Genomic DNA, 17,121 nt, shown 5'->3' on the forward strand with positions numbered 1-17,121 from the left:
GTCAATGCGGAGCCGGTTGTCTATCGCTGGAAATGGAAGCTTGAAGACATCGAGTCCGCATTTACTTAATTGATAACGAATTTATAGATTGAACTACTAGTCGCTGCACTTGGGGTGTTATGCCGAGACGGTTTGTTACAGTTTCGTCTTCGACACGAACAAATTCTAACAATTTGTAATATTCTTGAAAAGAATTTTTGTGAAGTTACAATTTTTTTTAGTGGATACACAAAATAAATACCCATCTAAAAGAAGAACAAAAAGTGTTTAGGATCAACAAAATATGAATGGTTGTTTTGTACTTTACCCCTTTGAGCTAGGAGAAACCCTAACAAAAAGAATAAATGTAGGTGTAAGCACGGACAATAGTTTCGGCTGCGAACTCGCCGAAGATGTTGTTTGCATGGAAGATATTCCGCCTTATGACGTGTCGCTGAGAGACGGATGGGCGATTAGCACAACTGAGGGTAATCACACCTTAGTGGGTGAGCCGGTCAAAAACGGAGAGCAGCCCGCTTTGTTACAAAAAAACGGTTCCCGATGGATCAATACCGGCGGTTTTCTCCCGCTTGCTGCCGATGCCGTCGTTTCAGATTCTGATCCACAAGCCCCGGATTTTGCTGCTGATGTGTATCCCTACGAGAACGTCCTGCCGCGCGGGACAGAATGGACCAAAGGGTCTCTTATTCTGAAAAAAGGTACGGTCCTTGGCGCCGGAGCGCAGGCGCTGCTGTTTGAGGCCGGCATCGAAAAGATTCGCGTCTGGAAGCGCCCCTCGGCCGCGATCCTGGCGACGGGGCACGAGATTGCTGAAGCCGGCGCTTTGAGTTCAGCGGGACGCCACTCCAGCAATGCGGTCTATCTCATGAATCTTCTTTCCGGGCTGGGACTGACGGATACGGCGATCTTTTACGCGAAGGACGAAGCCGATTCGATTGCCGACCGTCTGGAAGTGCTTGCTCAAAGCTTCGACTTTATTATCACGGTCGGAGGAACCGGACAAGGTAAGAGCGATATGCTGCGGCTTGCGCTTAAGCGCGCCGGAGCGAAGCAGTCCGAAGATCAGACAAAACTCTCGAGTTCACTGCCTTTTGTATGCGCAAATCTCAAAGGTGCGGTTTTGTTCGGCCTTCCTGGTAATCCGCTCGGGTTCGTCAACATTGTTCAGCGGGTCGTGCTCCCCGTCATTTGGCAGTCTTTCAGAACGGATCCTTTCTTTGTGAGACGTCAAAAAGTATTCATGGGATTTGATTACGAAGGCAAAGCCGGCGACATTTGCGTGCAGTTGGCGCCGTTCGAGGGCAGAGTCATTGCACTTCCCGTACAGAAGGGAAGCGGCCGTTCGTCGGCTTTTCGAGATGCAGCGGCGGCGATTCCGAATCCCCAGGGCCGAAGGATTGAAGCCGGAGAAGCCGTGGAAGCGCAGCTGTTTTTTAACGGCTTATTGAGTTAAAGCGCTTCTGGCTCGGTAAGATAGGTTAGAAAACCAAAAGACCCGAATCCCATGACCCGTTTGACTCGATTGTCTGCAGCTGCGCAGGCACACTATGTTGTCCTCAGAAGTGTGCCGGAAATCTCTTTGATTCCGTTTGATAAGAACATCGAGAAGCTCTTTCAGATCTTCTCAGACGGCTCTCGTGCGTACAGCACTGACATTTCGGCCTTTGCGGTTTTTACCGACCAAATTCATCTGCTGCTGACGCCGCGAGAAAAAGCGGAGGATCTCTCTCGGTTCGTGCAGCAGCTAAGCCGTCTGTACAGCCATTACTTCAATGACGAGTTTTCGCGAAACGGCAAGATTTGGCAGGGCAGATTTGAGTCTTCGCTTCTGCAGGGAAAAGGCAGGCTTTTGGCGGCGACAATTTATATGGAATGGCTGCCGTTCGTTTACGGTTACGGAGAGCCGCAGTTTTATCCGTGGAGCAGCTACTTCCATCACGCCGGCATCCGCAGCGATTACTTCATGGTGCCTTCCATCGAGTATTGGGCACTGGGCAATACGCCGTTTGAGCGGCAAAAAAATTACAAGGATCTTTTTGAACGCGGTCCTGATAAAGTTTTCGGGGAAAGGCTGATGTCTTGTGTAAAACGCGGCTGGCCGATCGCAGACAAGAAGTTCTTAGAGTCTATAGGCGTTGAGGCTGAACGGATGGAGCCGCAGCGCGGAAGAGGTCGCCCCCGCAAGGCGTCCGCAATAAACCCTCTTGAATCTGACACCAATTTATTAAATAAATAAAGAAAATTTTTATAAATTAGTGTCACATAAAAATATTTCTTTGCATTTTGCGAAGTTAAATCTTCTATAACAAACAAGTCTTCAATAAAGAATCCATTCAGGAGAACCCCATGAGCACTCGCTCAGACCAAAGGAAAGATGCTGCCGAGCACGGACTTTATGATCCCGCTTATGAGCATGACGCTTGCGGTGTCGGTTTCGTCGCCAGTGTCAAAGGACAGGCCAGTCACGAAATCGTGACGCAGGCGCTGCAAATTCTAAAAAATCTTGATCATCGCGGCGCGGTCGGTGCTGATCCGCTGTGCGGCGACGGCGCCGGTATTTTGATTCAAATTCCGGATGCCTTCTTCCGCGCCGAAATGGCTAAACAAAACATCCTTCTGCCGCCCGCAGGCGACTACGGCGTCGGCATGATTTTCCTGCCGCGTGAGCACGCTTCTCGGCGCGCCTGCGAACAGGAATTGGAACGCGTCGTGAAGGCCGAAGGCCAAGTTGTTTTAGGCTGGAGAGACGTTCCGGTTGACACCACTATCAGAATGTCGAAGACGGTTTTGGAAACCGCTCCGGTTATTCGTCAGATCTTCATCGGCCGCGGTCCCGACGTCATGGTGCCGAACGCCCTTGAACGCAAGCTGTACGTCATTCGCAAGCTTGCCGGTCACAAAATTCAGGCTTTGAAATTAAAGCACGGCAAAGAGTTCTACGTGCCTTCAATGTCGACAAAGACCATTGTGTACAAAGGTCTTTTGCTGGCAGATCAGGTCGGTGCCTACTACAAAGATCTCAATGATCCTCGTGTCGTCAGCTCCATTGCTTTGGTTCATCAGCGTTTCTCGACCAACACATTCCCGAGCTGGGAACTTGCCCATCCGTACCGCATGATTGCGCACAACGGCGAAATCAATACGGTTAAAGGCAACTTTAATTGGTTAAGAGCCCGCGAACGTGCCGTTGAAACAGCCGTCCTGGGAGATGACGTCAAGAAGCTGCTGCCGATCATCTACGAAGGTCAGAGCGACACGGCTTGTTTAGACAACATGCTTGAACTTCTGGTCATGAGCGGCTACCCGCTGGCTCAGGCCGTGATGCTGACCATTCCTGAAGCTTGGGAGCAGGCAAAAGGACAGATGGATCCGGCTCAGCGCGCTTTCTACGAATACTACGCAGCCATGCTGGAACCTTGGGACGGTCCGGCAGCTGTTGGATTTACCGACGGTGTGCGCATCGGTGCCGTACTCGACCGAAACGGTCTTCGTCCGGGTCGCTATATTCTGACCAACGACGATATTGTGATCCTGGCTTCTGAAGCAGGAACACTGCCGATTCCTCAGAGTCAAATTAAAAAGAAATGGCGTCTGCAGCCGGGCAAGATGTTCATGATCGATACCGAACAGGGCCGCATCATTGAAGACGAAGAAATCAAACGTACCCTGGCTCTGAGCAATCCTTATAAGGAATGGACAAAGCGCCTGAACATTCATCTCTCTGACGTGGTTGCTCCGCCTCCGCTGCCCAACAATAATCCGGTTCCTCTGATCAAACGTCAGGAAGCGTTCGGCTACGGCGAAGATGACATTAAGTTTGTTCTGCGCCCGATGGCGGAAAAAGGCGCAGAAGCAATCGGCTCCATGGGAAACGACACACCGCTTGCGATGCTCTCTCACCGAGCCAAGCCGTTCTATCAGTACTTCCGTCAGCTGTTTGCTCAGGTGACCAATCCTCCGATTGACCCGATCCGCGAACAGCTTGTGATGTCGCTGGTTTCCTTCGTGGGTCCGCGTCCGAATCTTCTCGACATCAACAACGTCAACCCGCCGCTGCGTCTGGAACTCTCCCAGCCGATTCTCGGTATGGAAGAAATGGCGAAGATGCGCCGCATCGACCGCTACACCGGAGATAAGTTCCGCTCCTATGAAATTGACACGACTTATCGTGTTGCGTGGGGCGAAGAAGGTGTAGAAGCTCGTTTGGCTTCTCTTTGTGCACGGGCTGTGGATGCCGTTAAAGACGGCTACAACATTCTGATCCTGACGGATCGGAAGATGAGCGAAGAGCGTGTCGCAATCCCGATGCCGCTTGCTATCAGTGCGATTCACCAACACTTGATCGCGGCAGGTCTCCGCACGAATACCGGTCTTGTCATCGAAACCGGAAGTGCGTTTCAGACGCACCATATGGCCGTTCTGGCTGCCTACGGCGCCGAAGCAATTCATCCGTATCTCGCACTGGAAACCATCGAACAACTCTACAAGCCGGGCAACCCAAGCGGGATCGATGTAAAGACAGCAACGCAGAACTACATTCACGCTATCGGTAAAACCTTCAAGAAGATTATGAGCAAGATGGGTATCTCAACTTACATGAGTTACCGCGGCGCCCAGATCTTCGAAGTACTTGGTTTGGATAAAGAGTTCGTCGATCGCTACTTCCCCGGAACCAGCTGCAAAGTCGGCGGCTTGGGCATCTTTGACGTGATGCGCGAAGCTATTGAACAGCACAAGGAAGCCTTTGCCGATAAGAACCATCGTCACAAACTGCTTCCGACCTTGGGCGAATATCAATGGAGAGCCCGCGGTGAAGAACATATGTGGACGCCTGAAGCAATTGCCAAACTTCAGCACGCCACACGCGGCAACTCTTATCAGACTTACAAGGAATACGCCGAAATCATCAACGACCAGAGCAAGCGCCAGATGACGTTGCGCGGCCTGATGGAATTCAACGTGGATCCTTCCAGGGCCATTCCGCTGGAAGAAGTGGAACCGGCCAAAGAAATTGTGAAGCGTTTTGCGACCGGCGCCATGTCGCTCGGCTCTATCTCTGCAGAAGCCCACGCGGTCCTTGCCGTGGCCATGAACCGAATCGGCGGCAAGAGCAACACCGGTGAAGGCGGTGAAGATCCGAAACGCTATGAAGCAGAAATGCGTGAAGGCCTTTCGCCTGTTAAGAAGGGCGACACGCTGAAGTCGATCTTGGGCGAAGACCGCATCGTGGCCGACGTTCCGTTGGAAGAAGGCGACTCTCTGCGCTCCCGTATTAAGCAGGTTGCGAGCGGCCGTTTCGGTGTGACTGAAGCCTATTTGTCGAGCGCTGACCAAATCCAGATCAAGATGAGTCAGGGCGCCAAGCCCGGCGAAGGTGGTCAGCTGCCCGGTCATAAGGTTAGTGAATACATTGCTCAGTTGCGTTACTCCATCCCCGGTGTCGGTTTGATCTCGCCACCTCCGCATCATGACATTTACTCGATCGAGGACTTGGCTCAGCTGATCCGAGATCTCAAGATGGCCAACGACAAGGCAGACATCAGCGTCAAGCTCGTGAGCGAGCAGGGTGTCGGCACAGTTGCTGCCGGTGTCGCTAAGGCAAAGGCCGATCATATTGTGATTGCAGGCCACGACGGCGGTACAGGCGCTTCTCCGCTTTCTTCCATTAAGTTTGCCGGTACGCCTTGGGAACAGGGCCTTTCTGAAACGCAGCAAACTTTGGTAATCAACAACTTGAGAGACCGCGTCCGAATCCAGGTGGACGGTCAGATTAAGACCGGCCGTGACGTTGTCATCGGTGCGCTCTTGGGTGCTGACGAATTTGGCTTTGCGACGGCTCCGCTGGTTGTGGAAGGCTGCATGATGATGCGTAAGTGCCATCTCAATACCTGCCCGGTCGGTATCGCAACCCAGGATCCAGAGCTCAGAAAACGCTTCCACGGTGAACCGAAGCACGTTGTGAATTACTTCTTCTTCGTTGCCGAAGAAGTTCGTGAAATCATGGCAAGCCTGGGTATTCGCAAGTTTGAAGACTTGGTCGGCTGCTCCGATCTTCTGCGCCAGAAGAAGATGCACCCGGCTAAGTGTGCTCACCTCGACCTGTCTCGCGTTCTCTATCAGCCGGAGGTTGACGACCCGAACAAGCGCCGTCAAAGCGTCAAGCAGAATCACGGTCTGGAAAAGGAACTGGATTACCAGCTGCTGGATCTTTGCCGCAATGCCATTGAGAAGAAAGAAAAAGTCAGTTTTATCTCTCCGATCAAGAACATTCATCGTACGGTCGGTACGAAGATTTCTTCCGAAATCATTCGCTGCTGGGGTGCCGAAGGTCTGCCTGAAGATACACTGCACATTCAGCTGACAGGTACAGCCGGCCAATCCTTCGGCGCTTTCCTTGCCAACGGTGTCACGCTCGACCTGGTCGGCGAAGCCAACGACTATGTCGGTAAGGGCCTATCCGGCGGCCGCATCATCGTTCGCTGCCCGACCGACTTCCGCGGCAGAGGCGACGAAAACATCATCGCAGGCAACACGGTTCTTTACGGTGCCACCAGCGGTGAAGCCTTCTTCAACGGTGTGACAGGCGAGCGCTTTGCGGTTCGACTTTCCGGTGCAACAGCAGTCTCGGAAGGCTGCGGAGATCACGGATGTGAATACATGACCGGCGGAACTGTCGTGGTTTTAGGCGATGTCGGCCGAAACTTCGGCGCCGGTATGTCGGGAGGTATTGCTTATGTCTACGACGAGGACGGAACGTTTGCGAAACGCTGCAACTCTGAAAGCGTCGAGCTCTGTGCTGTGCTGCCGGATAAAGACCAAGCCGCTTCGGGCGACCACAGCGCCTGGCACCTCGGCAAGACAGACGAAAGCATCCTGAAAGACCTGGTCAATCGTCACTTCCTCTACACGGGAAGTCAGAGAGCTCGAGACATTCTCGACGATTGGCCGAGAAGCCTTCAGAAGTTCGTGAAGGTCTTCCCGAAAGAATACAAACAAGCTTTGCTCAAAGGCATTGCTCATTCAGCCGCCTGAGGTGAACCATGGGAAAAGTAACAGGATTTATGGAATTTGAGCGCCTCGAACAGGCGCACGAACCGGTTGCTCAGCGTAAGACGCATTTTCGCGAGTTCATTACTCCGCTGAGTCAGCAGGAAGCAAAGCAGCAGGCCGCTCGCTGTATGGACTGCGGAACACCGTTCTGCACATTCAGCTGCCCGCTGCACAACGTCGCACCGGAATTTAACGATTTGGTCTACAACGAAGATTGGGAGAAGGCTTATCACGTCTTGTCTTCAACCAATAACTTCCCGGAGTTCACTTCTCGTGTCTGTCCAGCGCTGTGCGAAAACGGCTGCATCATGAATTACACGCAGCGAGCTATGGGCGTTAAGTCCATTGAGCGCGCCATTATCACGAATGCCTGGAATCAGGGCTGGGTCAAACCAGAGCCTCCCAAGGAGCACAAAGATAAGTCGGTCGCGGTCGTAGGCAGCGGTCCTGCGGGACTCGCCTGTGCGCAGCAGCTGGCTCGCATGGGCTACGCCGTCACGGTGTTTGAAAAGAACAAACGCCCCGGCGGCCTGCTCCGCTACGGCATCCCTGACTTCAAGCTGGATAAGAGTCTGATCGATCGCCGGATTGCACAGATGGAAAATGAGGGCGTGCAGTTCCGCTGCTCTACGTCTATCGGCGTTCCAGATCATCCGCACGGAATTTGGAACGACAGTGAACGGACGATCGATGTTTCCGAGCTCCTTCGAGATTTCTCAGTCGTCGTGCTTGCTGTGGGTTCCGAAACGCCGCGAGATCTGCAGGTGAAAGGCCGTGATCTCAAAGGTATTCACTTCGCGCTCGAATACCTCCCGGTACAGAATAAGCACAACGCTTCTGAGCCCTTTGACGAAGATATCAGTGCCAAAGATCGAAAGGTTCTGATCATCGGCGGCGGCGACACCGGCAGTGACTGCCTTGGCACCGCGATTCGTCAAGGTGCAGAAAAGGTCCTGCAGATCGACTTGGGTCCGAAGCCGCCGGAAACCTACGATAAGTCGATGGTTTGGCCTAATTGGCCTGCCGTTATGCGTACCTCTACCTCTCAGGAAGAAGGCGGTGAACGGGACTATGCGATTTCCACGAAGGAGTTTTTGTCCGACGGCGAAGGACGGGTCCGCGGTGTTAAAGCCGTGCGTCTGGAGTGGATGAAAGATCCGGTTACCGGCCGCAGAACTTTCAAAGAAATCCCGGACAGCGAGTTCGAAATCGAGAGCGACCTGGTTCTGCTTGCAATGGGTTTCCTGCATCCGAGCAGCCCGGTGATGGATGCGTTCGGCGTTCAAACCGACATGCGCGGCAATGCCCAGGCGGCGTACGAAGGAAAAGATGCCTTCCGCACGAATGTTCCGAAGGTCTTTGCAGCCGGCGATTGCCGCAGAGGCCAGAGCTTGGTGGTTCGCGCTCTGGCTGAAGGCCGTCGGTGCGCTGAGGCTGTCGACAAGTTCCTCAGCGACGAGCAAAATTAATTCTTTTTTTGCATACTGCTCATGGAACGAATTTTCCGATTTCCGATCAAGGTCGGCAAAGAATCAATTGATGTGCTGGGTCATACCAACAACAAAGAGTATCTGCGCTGGATGGAAGAGGCGGCGCTTGCTCACTCGGACTCTCTTGGGTGGACGATGGACCGCTATCTGGGAATCGGGAAAGTGTTTGTTGCAAGTACTCATAAGATTGAGTACTTGCGGCCCACGTTCGAAGGCGACGAACTCACCATGCTTACTTGGGTAGAGACCATGGACGGCGCCAAAAGCCGCCGCTGCTTTTATCTGAAGCGGGACAATAAAGTCTGTATGCAGGGTTGGACTGAATGGACTTTTGTCGATCTTCAGACGGGGCGGGCCGCAGATATTAGTGCGGAGGTTAAGAAAAATTTTCCGCTTGTGCCTCCGGACGATCCGGACCTCAAAGCATCAGGCGTTCGAAGAAGTCCTTCACAGGCATGATCTCGTAAGTTTGGGCGGCTTCGGCTGCCTTTATTCTTTTTCTGCATAAAAAATGTAAAAAATTCTTTACCCCGTGATTAGCTGAATCCGATTTAACGCCTTTAATCAAAGGAATAGCCCGCGCGGGTGTGGCATAATCGATCAATTAGGCATTTGTGTAAGAATGCCTGTTTTGGTTTTATTGGGTCGACGATGGAGAGACAGGACAACGACTGGATTGTCGAAATTAAGGATATGAGCTTTTCTTATGCGGAAGGCTCCCGCGTCATTTTGGATGACGTGAGCTTATCCTTCCGTAAGGGCGAAGTGATTGCCATTATGGGCGGCTCCGGCATGGGCAAGACAACCCTTCTGAAACTTATCGGAGGTTTGCTGACGCCGGATAAAGGAGAGGTCTTTATTGACGGAGAACGGCTGAATACGGCCAACCTCGAATCTCTGTACCGCATCCGCAGAAAGATGGGAATGCTGTTTCAGTTCGGAGCGCTGTTTACGGATATGACGGTGTTCAATAACGTCGCTTTCCCGCTGCGTGAGCACACGGATCTTCCGGAAGCTTTAATTCGTGACCTCGTTTTGCTCAAACTCAATGCGGTCGGACTTCGCGGTGCCGCTCAACTGTACCCGTCTGAGATTTCCGGAGGTATGAGCCGCCGCGTAGCGCTCGCCAGAACCGTTGCGCTCGATCCGATGCTCATTATGTATGACGAGCCCTTTGCCGGCTTAGATCCGATTTCTATGGGCGTGACCGCTCAGCTGATCCGCAATTTGAACACTGTTCTCGGCTCAACAAGTCTGATCGTCACGCACGACGTTCAGGAAACGTTCGGCATCGCAGATTACGTCTATATGATTTCCAGCGGAAAAGTCGCTGCACACGGAACACCTGACGAGCTGCGTCAAAGCAAAGATCCGTTCGTCTATCAATTTGTTAACGGTTTGCCGGACGGTCCCGTCCGATTCCAGTATCCGGCCGAACCGCTGAATCAGGAGCTTGGTCTGAAATGATGGGTATTTTTAATTGGATCAGTTCCGTCGGCGCCTGGGCGCTTTCCGGCGTGCGTACGCTCGGAAACTTCTCACGCTTTCTTTTCCGTTTAGTTGTAAACCTCGGCCCGTCGTTTACGCGTTTTCAAGACACACTCAAACAGCTGTATTTTGTAGGCAATTACTCACTGGTCATTATTCTGGTGAGCGGATTATTCGTTGGCTTTGTGCTCGGTCTTCAGGGCGACTACGTCCTTTCGAGCTACGGCAGCGAGCAGGCGCTCGGCGTTTTAGTTGCTCTGTCCTTGCTCCGAGAGCTGGGACCGGTGGTGACGGCACTTCTTTTTGCGGGGCGCGCCGGTACGTCGCTTACGGCGGAGATCGGTTTGATGAACGCCGGTGAACAGCTTTCCGCTCTGGAAATGATGGGTGTCGATCCTATCCGCAGAATTTTGGGACCGCGTTTTTTGGCCTGCGTCATCTCGATGCCGCTGCTTGCGATCATGTTCTCCGCTGTCGGCATTATCGGCAGCTGGGTCGTGGCTGTTCCGTTGATCGGATTGGATTCCGGCGCCTTCTGGGCACAGATGCAGGCCGGTGTTGAAGTCGGCCCCGATATCGGCAACGGCATTATCAAAACCTTTGTGTTCGGCGTAGCCGTCGGAGCGATTGCGCTTTACGAAGGCTATACAGCTCGTGCAACGCCGGAAGGTGTTTCGAGCGCGACTACGCGAACAGTTGTTGTTTCATCTCTTGTTGTTTTAGGGTTGGATTTCATTCTGACCGCCTTTATGTTTACGCACGGTTAGAAAGGAAAGTCAGTCATGCAGAATCAGAATACAAAAATTAATTTCCTCGTCGGCTTGTTTGTCCTCGGCGGCATTGTTGCTCTGTTGTTCTTAGCGCTCCAGGCCGCAAACCTGAGTTCGTTCTCTACTTCCAAGGGCTACGAAGTCACCGCCTACTTCGATAACATCGGCGGTTTGAAAGCCCGCGCTCCGGTCAGAAGCGCCGGTGTGCTCGTTGGCCGAGTCAAATCCATCAGCTACGACAACGACACGTTCCAGGCAAAAGTCGTGATCTCTATGGAGAACCAATTCAAGTTCCCGGCAGATACCTCTGCGAAGATTCTTACGGCCGGCCTAATCGGTGAGCAGTATATCGGCCTGCAGCCCGGAGCCGATGATAAGGACTTAACAAACGGCGGAAGAATAGAATTTACTCAAAGTGCTGTTGTTTTAGAGAACTTGATCAGTCAATTCATGTTTAATAAGGCTGAAGAAAACGCTGGCTCGAAGAAGGAATAACAAAATGAAAAAGAAGATCTTGGCTCTTGCGCTCGTCGGAGCTGCTTTACTGTCCGGCTGTGCCTCCGTCCCGAAAGACTCCGGTCAGAATCCCGACGATCCCTGGGAAACCTTGAACCGTCAGACCTTTGCTTTTAACCAAGGTTTGGACTTTATTCTGATCCGTCCCTTGGCAAAGGGCTATCAGTTCATCACTCCGAAGCCCGTGCGCGAAGGTGTGACCCGCGTGTTCCAGAACACGATGGAGCCGTCTAATGCGGTCAACAATGTTCTTCAAGGAAAAGTCGAAGAAGGCATTCTTTCCTTGTTCCGTCTCATGATTAACTCCACTGTCGGCGTCGTTGGTATTTTCGACGTAGCCCAGATGGTTGATATTCCCCGTATGCCGGAAGATTTCGGTCAGACCCTTGCAACTTGGGGCGTTCCGAAAGGCCCGTATTTTGTCATTCCGGTCTTAGGACCTTCAACCGTTCGTGACACCGTCGGCTTGGTTCCTGAAGTCTTCCTGGATCCGAACACGTACGTCGGCAGGGACTGGTTCGTATGGCCGTGGTGGGGCGCCAAGTTCGTCAACGCCAGAGAGCGCCTGCTTCCGGTCACGGATATGTTGGATAAGACCGTCGACCCGTACGTTGCGACACGAAACGCTTACCTGCAGCAGCGCCAGAACTCGCTTCAGAACGGTGACGGCCCTGCAATGATTCAGCAGCCGCTGCTGAGCCCGTTCGGCGATGATGACGCTGACGATGCTGATAAACCCGCTATGGATGAAAAGAAATGAAAAAACTGATTAGCCTGATTGTCGTGTTTTTCCTCTCCGTTTTCGGAGTCGCGGCAACTGCTGAACCGAGTCTTGCTCCGGAGAAATTGGTCATGGACGTATCTACTCAGGTTCTAGATGAAATTAAGAAAGACCCGGCTTTGGCAGCAGCCGACCCGGCGCATGTTAATCAGCTTGTAGATAAAAAGATTCTGCCCTATACAGACTTCGCCACGATGACACGTATGGCCGTGGGTCCTTCTTGGAGAAAGGCTAACGAAGCTCAGCGCAAAGAGATCATGCAACTGTTCCGCACGCTTCTCGTTGCTGTCTACTCGGGCGCCTTGAAGGAAGCCAACAACTACACGGTCGAGCCGGCAAAATCTCGTCCGAGCAATGATCCTCGTCTGACGATCGTCCGCACACGCTTGGTAGCCAGCCAGCGCGATCCGATTCAGCTGGACTACCGTCTGATGAATACCGGTAAAGACTGGAAGATCTTCGACGTTTGCGTCGGCGGTGTTTGGCTCGTTGAGAACTATCGTTCTCAGTTTGCTTCCGTTATCGGGAACTCCGGCCTTACCGGTTTGATCGCTCAGCTGAAAGACCGCGTGCAGAAGCTTGAAGCCAATAAAGGGAAGTAAGGATGAAGTTGCAGGCTCAGCACATCGGCTTTGATAATGCCGTTGCGATTTTGAACCAAGGCATACAGGCCATTGATTCAGGTGACAGCGTGATGGATATGCAAGATGTGCAGAAAACCGACAGCGCCGCGGTGGCCGTCGTACTGGAATGGATGCGAAGGGCTCAGGCAAGAAACGCCGAGCTGAAAGTGATCAATGCTCCTGAGTCCTTCCAAAATTTGGTCAAGCTTTACAGTCTTTCCGACCTGATCAAGTAAGACCTTGAGATATGAAAAAAGCCCTCGAAATTTCAGAGGGCCTTTTCGTAACTGCGTCTAATCAAGGCTGGGCCGAAGCGGGTGCTTGAGCCGGGGCAGGCGCAGCAGCCGGAGCCTGATTCTTCAGGCTGTCGATTGCCTGCTGCTGGCGAACCTTGTTCAGGTCGATTTCGGTCTGAACTTTGGAGCGCTTGGCTTCTAAGTCGAGGCGTTTGCTTTCCAAATCCATCTGCATCATCTGATCCTGATAGTTTTGGAGTTTCTGTTTCTGAGCAGCGGCTTCCGCTTCAGCTGCCTGCTGTTTAGCCTGCTGAGCAGCTTTAGCTTCGGCTTTTGCCTTGGCCTGACGAGCCTGAGCAGCAGCACGCTGGCGAGCGGCTTTCTCAGCAGCGCGAGCCTTTTCCAAAGCGACTGCTTGTTCGTTTGCCTGAATCTGACGTTCAGCCTGCTGGACGTTAAGAATCTGTTGGTCCGACGGAGAAAGAGGGACCAGCGGAGTCACGGTCTCGGTGATCTGAGCCGAAGCGGCCGAGCCGATCGCAAATGCGCATACAGCGGCGAGAAGTTTAAGTTTCATATTCGTTGAACCTCACCAAAACACGGGAACAAAGGTTATCGCTTGCAGCCGTACGGGTTGTTCGGCTGAATACGAGTGCTTGTGGGGCCTGTGGATGTCATGATGGCAGGGCCGTACTTGAATTCGCACATCTGACCGACCTGAGCGGAGTTGAAGATTCTGCCGTTCATCTTGAAGGTCAGCTGGACGCCGTCAACCAAAGAATTTTGCGGAGAGGCCGCGCTGGATCCGGCTGCGCCCAAGGCAGCACCGGCGATAGCGCCGATAGCAGTGCCGCTGTCTCTATGATGTGTTACCTGGTTGCCGATCACAGCACCGAGAATACCGCCGAGGGCGGTACCGACCATCTGAGAAACGTTGCGGTCGGACTGATTATTCACGGCAACGCGGGCAGGCTGAATTGCAATAATTTCAACTGTCTGCACCTGCTGGGCCTGGTTGACCTGGTTGCTCCCGTAAACATCGGAACGATACATGTCGCCGTTAGTCTGACATCCGGCAAGAGCGAAAAGAGCAACTGCAGGAACCAGCAATTTTGTTTTGATCATGGCTGACAAACCCCTTTGTCTGTAAAAGTAAATTCTGATCTCTCAATGATAATGAACAATCCTCGGGGTCGGATACTTCCTTTGCGCCTAACTGAGCCATAAGGCCGGCGGAAGGCTAAAAATTGTAAAGATTAGTGTTGGCGTCGGTGGGGAAGGAAAAAATTCACACATGCAAAAAGCTTATCGATTGTGCAAGATTTGGGGATCGGGCCACTTCTTCGTTCGCAACGCTTTTATACTAGGCGCAGTACTTCGAAGCGACACTAAATTGATATGCTGTTCTCTCAGATTCTTTCCCAGGTGAAAGTGCATACCGGCAGGCTGTCCCGTTGGTTAACGAATAACTGTTCGGGAAAATGGAGCTACCGAATTAATATGTTTTGTTTCGGTTTGGCTTGGCTGATCTTTCCGATTGAGAACAGGTTCTATCAAAAAATTGTTAAAAACCGAACCTATTATTTTCCGCAGATCGACTTTCATAATCTGCGGCCGCTTGATCCCATTCGAGGCCTCATTCAGCTCAGCTTTCTGATGTTTGTTGCTGGCAGCAAAGAAGATGCCGCCAAACGTCTGTCGCATTCGACGTATGCCAGCCGCTTCTTTCTGTTCCGCTGGGTCAATCACATTTTCAAGAGGATTAACCGCGGGACACGAATGATCGCTGAGCGAGTTTCTAAAAAACTGGCTTCGGAAGGCAAGGAAAAGACCGGACAGCATAAGCCTCAGCACCAGAAACTGTCGCTTTTTAAGAAGATCTTCGTGGGCTTTTTGCTCGCGATCGGCTTCGTGCTCTACGTGCTCTGTATCACTCAGCCCTTCAGTTTGGAAGAACAAGTCATCTTCCTGCTGATCTTAGGTGTGATCGCGCTTACACTCTTTCAGGCGCAAACCCGCTTTACGCTGCTGATGCTGATCGTGATTTCGGTCATCGTGTCGTCCCGCTACGTTTGGTGGCGTTATTCGGAAACACTGAATCCCAACAGCTACACCTCTGTGATCTTTACATGGCTGCTGATCATCGCTGAAACCTATGCCTTCATCGTGATGCTGCTCGGCTACTTCCAGGTCTGCTGGGTGCTTGACCGTAAACCCGCCTCTTTGCCGAAGGATAAGGAGCGCTGGCCGAGTGTCGATATTTTCATTCCGACTTACAACGAACCGCTGGACGTTGTGAAACCGACGGTGTACGCAGCGCTCACCGTAGACTGGCCCAAAGAAAAACTCAATGTTTATATCTTGGACGACGGCAGTCGTAAGGAATTTAAAGACTTTGCCTGTGAAGTCGGCGCCGGCTATATCGAGCGCGAAGAACACAAGCACGCCAAGGCCGGCAACATTAACCACGCGATGGGCATCACTAAGGGCGACTTCATTGCCATCTTTGACTGCGACCACGTACCGGTAAAAACGTTCCTGCAAAAGACGATGGGCTGGTTCTTAAAGGACGAGAAAATCGCTCTGGTGCAGACGCCTCACCACTTTTACTCGCAGGACCCGTTTGAAAAGAACCTGCATCTCAAAGAGAATGTTCCGAATGAGAACTCGCTCTTCCATGACTTCATTCAGAAGGGCAATGACACATGGAACGCAACGATGTTCTGCGGCTCCTGTGCCATCATGCGCCGTAAAGCATTGGAAGAAGTCGGCGGCATTGCTGTGGAAACGGTGACCGAGGACGCGCATACCTCTTTGAAGCTCAACCGCAGAGGCTGGTCTTCGGCTTTCTTAAGTACGCCCCTTTCTGCCGGTCTGAGTACGGAAACTTTGGCGGCGCATATCGGACAGCGAATCCGCTGGGCCCGAGGCATGGTGCAGATTTTCCGCTTGGATAATCCGCTTTTCGGCAAGGGCCTGACGATTCCGCAGCGCCTGTGCTTCTTAAATGCGATGATCCACTTCCTGCACGGACTGCCGCGAATCATCTTCTTAATCGCTCCGCTGCCGTTCCTCTTTGCCAATATCTACGTGATTTACGCCAGTGCGATCGCTATTTTCGTGTACCTGATCCCGCATATGGTTCACTCCACGATGACGACGTACATGATTCACCGCGGCTATCGATTCCCGTTTATCAGCGCGCTCTATGAAACGATTTTATCCTGGTACATCTTCGTGCCGACACTCGTTGCACTTATCGCGCCTCACAAGGGTAAATTCAACGTGACGGCTAAGGGTGGCGTAATTGATAAAGAATATTTGGACTGGGCTGTCGCTCGTCCGTACTTCTATTTGCTGCTCCTAAACCTGGCCGGCTTCTTTATCGGCCTCTACAGAATGGTCGGAGCCAGCGCCTACGAAGTTCTGATGCTTTTGATCAACCTCGGCTGGATTATCTACAACCTGATCATTCTGTTTGCCGCGATGGCCGTGACGGTCGAAAGTGTCCAGAAACGCAAATTCCCGCGTGTGTCCTTCACCGCACCGGTACACCTTCAGGTCGGAGAGATTTCGATTCCGGCCGTTATGTCCGCTTTCTCTCAGAAAGACTGCGTCGTAGACTTGAAAAACGCTTCAGACCTAAGCAAGGTTTCGCTCGAAGAGCCTGTAAAGCTGGTTTTTGGCCCTAAGAAAAAGCCTTCGACAACGTTTGACTGCACAGTGACGGCCGCTTTTGAAAACGGCGTTGTCGAGCTTTTGGTCTCTCAGCCGACGCGTACCAAAGAAATGGAATATGTCGAGTGCACGTTCGGAACGCCGGATATTTGGATCCAGAGACAAGCGAAGGTTAGAGACTATGGCATGTTTGACGGCTTCTTTGCGCTGCTGCACATGGCGCGCATGGGCGCTGAGGCATTTGCGCATTTTTCGAATCCTCAGGCCGGCTGGTTCCTGAAGGCCTCGGTTTGGACATTTAAGTGGGTCATCAGTTTTATTCCTCGAGTCCCGTCACTTAGACGCGAAAACAAGAATTCTCCTTTTGAGGAAACCCATCCGCTCTACTTGCCTAAAACAATTTGCCTAAAACAATTTCATCGGCTCATAGCGCGTAATAACAAACTAAAATCTTACGCAGTTAGAAATAATACGGATTAATGAGTAATT

At 52.2% G+C, this 17,121-nt stretch carries 14 protein-coding genes; 12 read left to right on the forward strand and 2 right to left on the reverse strand.

Translation table 11 applies throughout. The features are described from left to right. Positions 1-283: 283 nt before the first annotated feature. The 11 genes from ACZND6_RS04080 (at position 284) to ACZND6_RS04130 (ending at position 12,954) form a co-directional block, all read left to right on the forward strand. A complete protein-coding gene (locus ACZND6_RS04080) occupies positions 284-1,453 on the forward strand; it encodes a molybdopterin-binding protein (protein WP_489524405.1) in 1,170 nt (389 codons plus the stop codon). Between the two features lie 51 nt (positions 1,454-1,504). Beyond that, positions 1,505-2,236 carry a transposase gene (locus ACZND6_RS04085; RefSeq protein ID WP_008810488.1) on the forward strand — a complete coding sequence of 244 codons (732 nt, stop codon included), beginning with the start codon at positions 1,505-1,507 and terminating at the stop codon, positions 2,234-2,236. 110 nt (positions 2,237-2,346) lie between these two features. Further along, a complete protein-coding gene (locus tag ACZND6_RS04090; RefSeq protein WP_489524406.1) occupies positions 2,347-7,032 on the forward strand; it encodes a glutamate synthase-related protein in 4,686 nt (1,561 codons plus the stop codon). A gap of 8 nt (positions 7,033-7,040) precedes the next feature. Continuing rightward, positions 7,041-8,519, forward strand: coding sequence for a glutamate synthase subunit beta (locus ACZND6_RS04095; RefSeq protein WP_008864574.1), 1,479 nt, complete (start codon positions 7,041-7,043; stop codon positions 8,517-8,519). 21 nt (positions 8,520-8,540) lie between these two features. Continuing rightward, positions 8,541-8,999 (forward strand): acyl-CoA thioesterase, encoded by a 459-nt coding sequence (locus ACZND6_RS04100; protein WP_008810491.1) that lies wholly within the window; start codon positions 8,541-8,543, stop codon positions 8,997-8,999. A 192-nt stretch (positions 9,000-9,191) separates the two neighbouring features. Beyond that, complete coding sequence (locus ACZND6_RS04105) at positions 9,192-10,007, forward strand: ABC transporter ATP-binding protein (protein ID WP_008810493.1); 816 nt, start codon at positions 9,192-9,194, stop codon at positions 10,005-10,007. Beyond that, the gene (mlaE, locus tag ACZND6_RS04110; protein WP_008810494.1) at positions 10,004-10,795 is read left to right on the forward strand and encodes a lipid asymmetry maintenance ABC transporter permease subunit MlaE; all 792 of its coding nucleotides are present in this window, start codon (positions 10,004-10,006) and stop codon (positions 10,793-10,795) included. Before ACZND6_RS04105 ends, mlaE begins: the two co-directional genes overlap by 4 nt. Before the next feature lie 15 nt (positions 10,796-10,810). Then, positions 10,811-11,293, forward strand: coding sequence for an outer membrane lipid asymmetry maintenance protein MlaD (gene mlaD, locus ACZND6_RS04115; protein WP_008810495.1), 483 nt, complete (start codon positions 10,811-10,813; stop codon positions 11,291-11,293). Positions 11,294-11,297: 4 nt separating this feature from the next. Next, positions 11,298-12,074 (forward strand): MlaA family lipoprotein, encoded by a 777-nt coding sequence (locus tag ACZND6_RS04120; RefSeq protein ID WP_008810496.1) that lies wholly within the window; start codon positions 11,298-11,300, stop codon positions 12,072-12,074. Then, positions 12,071-12,697 (forward strand): MlaC/ttg2D family ABC transporter substrate-binding protein, encoded by a 627-nt coding sequence (locus ACZND6_RS04125; protein ID WP_008810497.1) that lies wholly within the window; start codon positions 12,071-12,073, stop codon positions 12,695-12,697. Before ACZND6_RS04120 ends, ACZND6_RS04125 begins: the two co-directional genes overlap by 4 nt. A 2-nt stretch (positions 12,698-12,699) precedes the next feature. Further along, entirely contained in the window at positions 12,700-12,954 is a 255-nt protein-coding gene (locus tag ACZND6_RS04130; RefSeq protein WP_008810498.1) for an STAS domain-containing protein, read from the forward strand. Positions 12,955-13,015: 61 nt separating this feature from the next. Here ACZND6_RS04130 and ACZND6_RS04135 read toward each other — a convergent pair whose 3' ends face one another. Together ACZND6_RS04135 and ACZND6_RS04140 are read right to left on the reverse strand one after the other, a co-directional pair. After that, positions 13,016-13,531 (reverse strand): hypothetical protein, encoded by a 516-nt coding sequence (locus ACZND6_RS04135; RefSeq protein WP_008810499.1) that lies wholly within the window; start codon positions 13,529-13,531, stop codon positions 13,016-13,018. A gap of 35 nt (positions 13,532-13,566) precedes the next feature. Continuing rightward, complete coding sequence (locus ACZND6_RS04140) at positions 13,567-14,079, reverse strand: glycine zipper 2TM domain-containing protein (RefSeq protein ID WP_008810500.1); 513 nt, start codon at positions 14,077-14,079, stop codon at positions 13,567-13,569. Between the two features lie 273 nt (positions 14,080-14,352). Between ACZND6_RS04140 and bcsA the strand changes: the two genes are divergently transcribed. Then, complete coding sequence (bcsA, locus tag ACZND6_RS04145) at positions 14,353-17,112, forward strand: UDP-forming cellulose synthase catalytic subunit (protein ID WP_418573106.1); 2,760 nt, start codon at positions 14,353-14,355, stop codon at positions 17,110-17,112. Positions 17,113-17,121: the final 9 nt, after the last annotated feature.

Source organism: Parasutterella sp. (assembly GCF_057870745.1).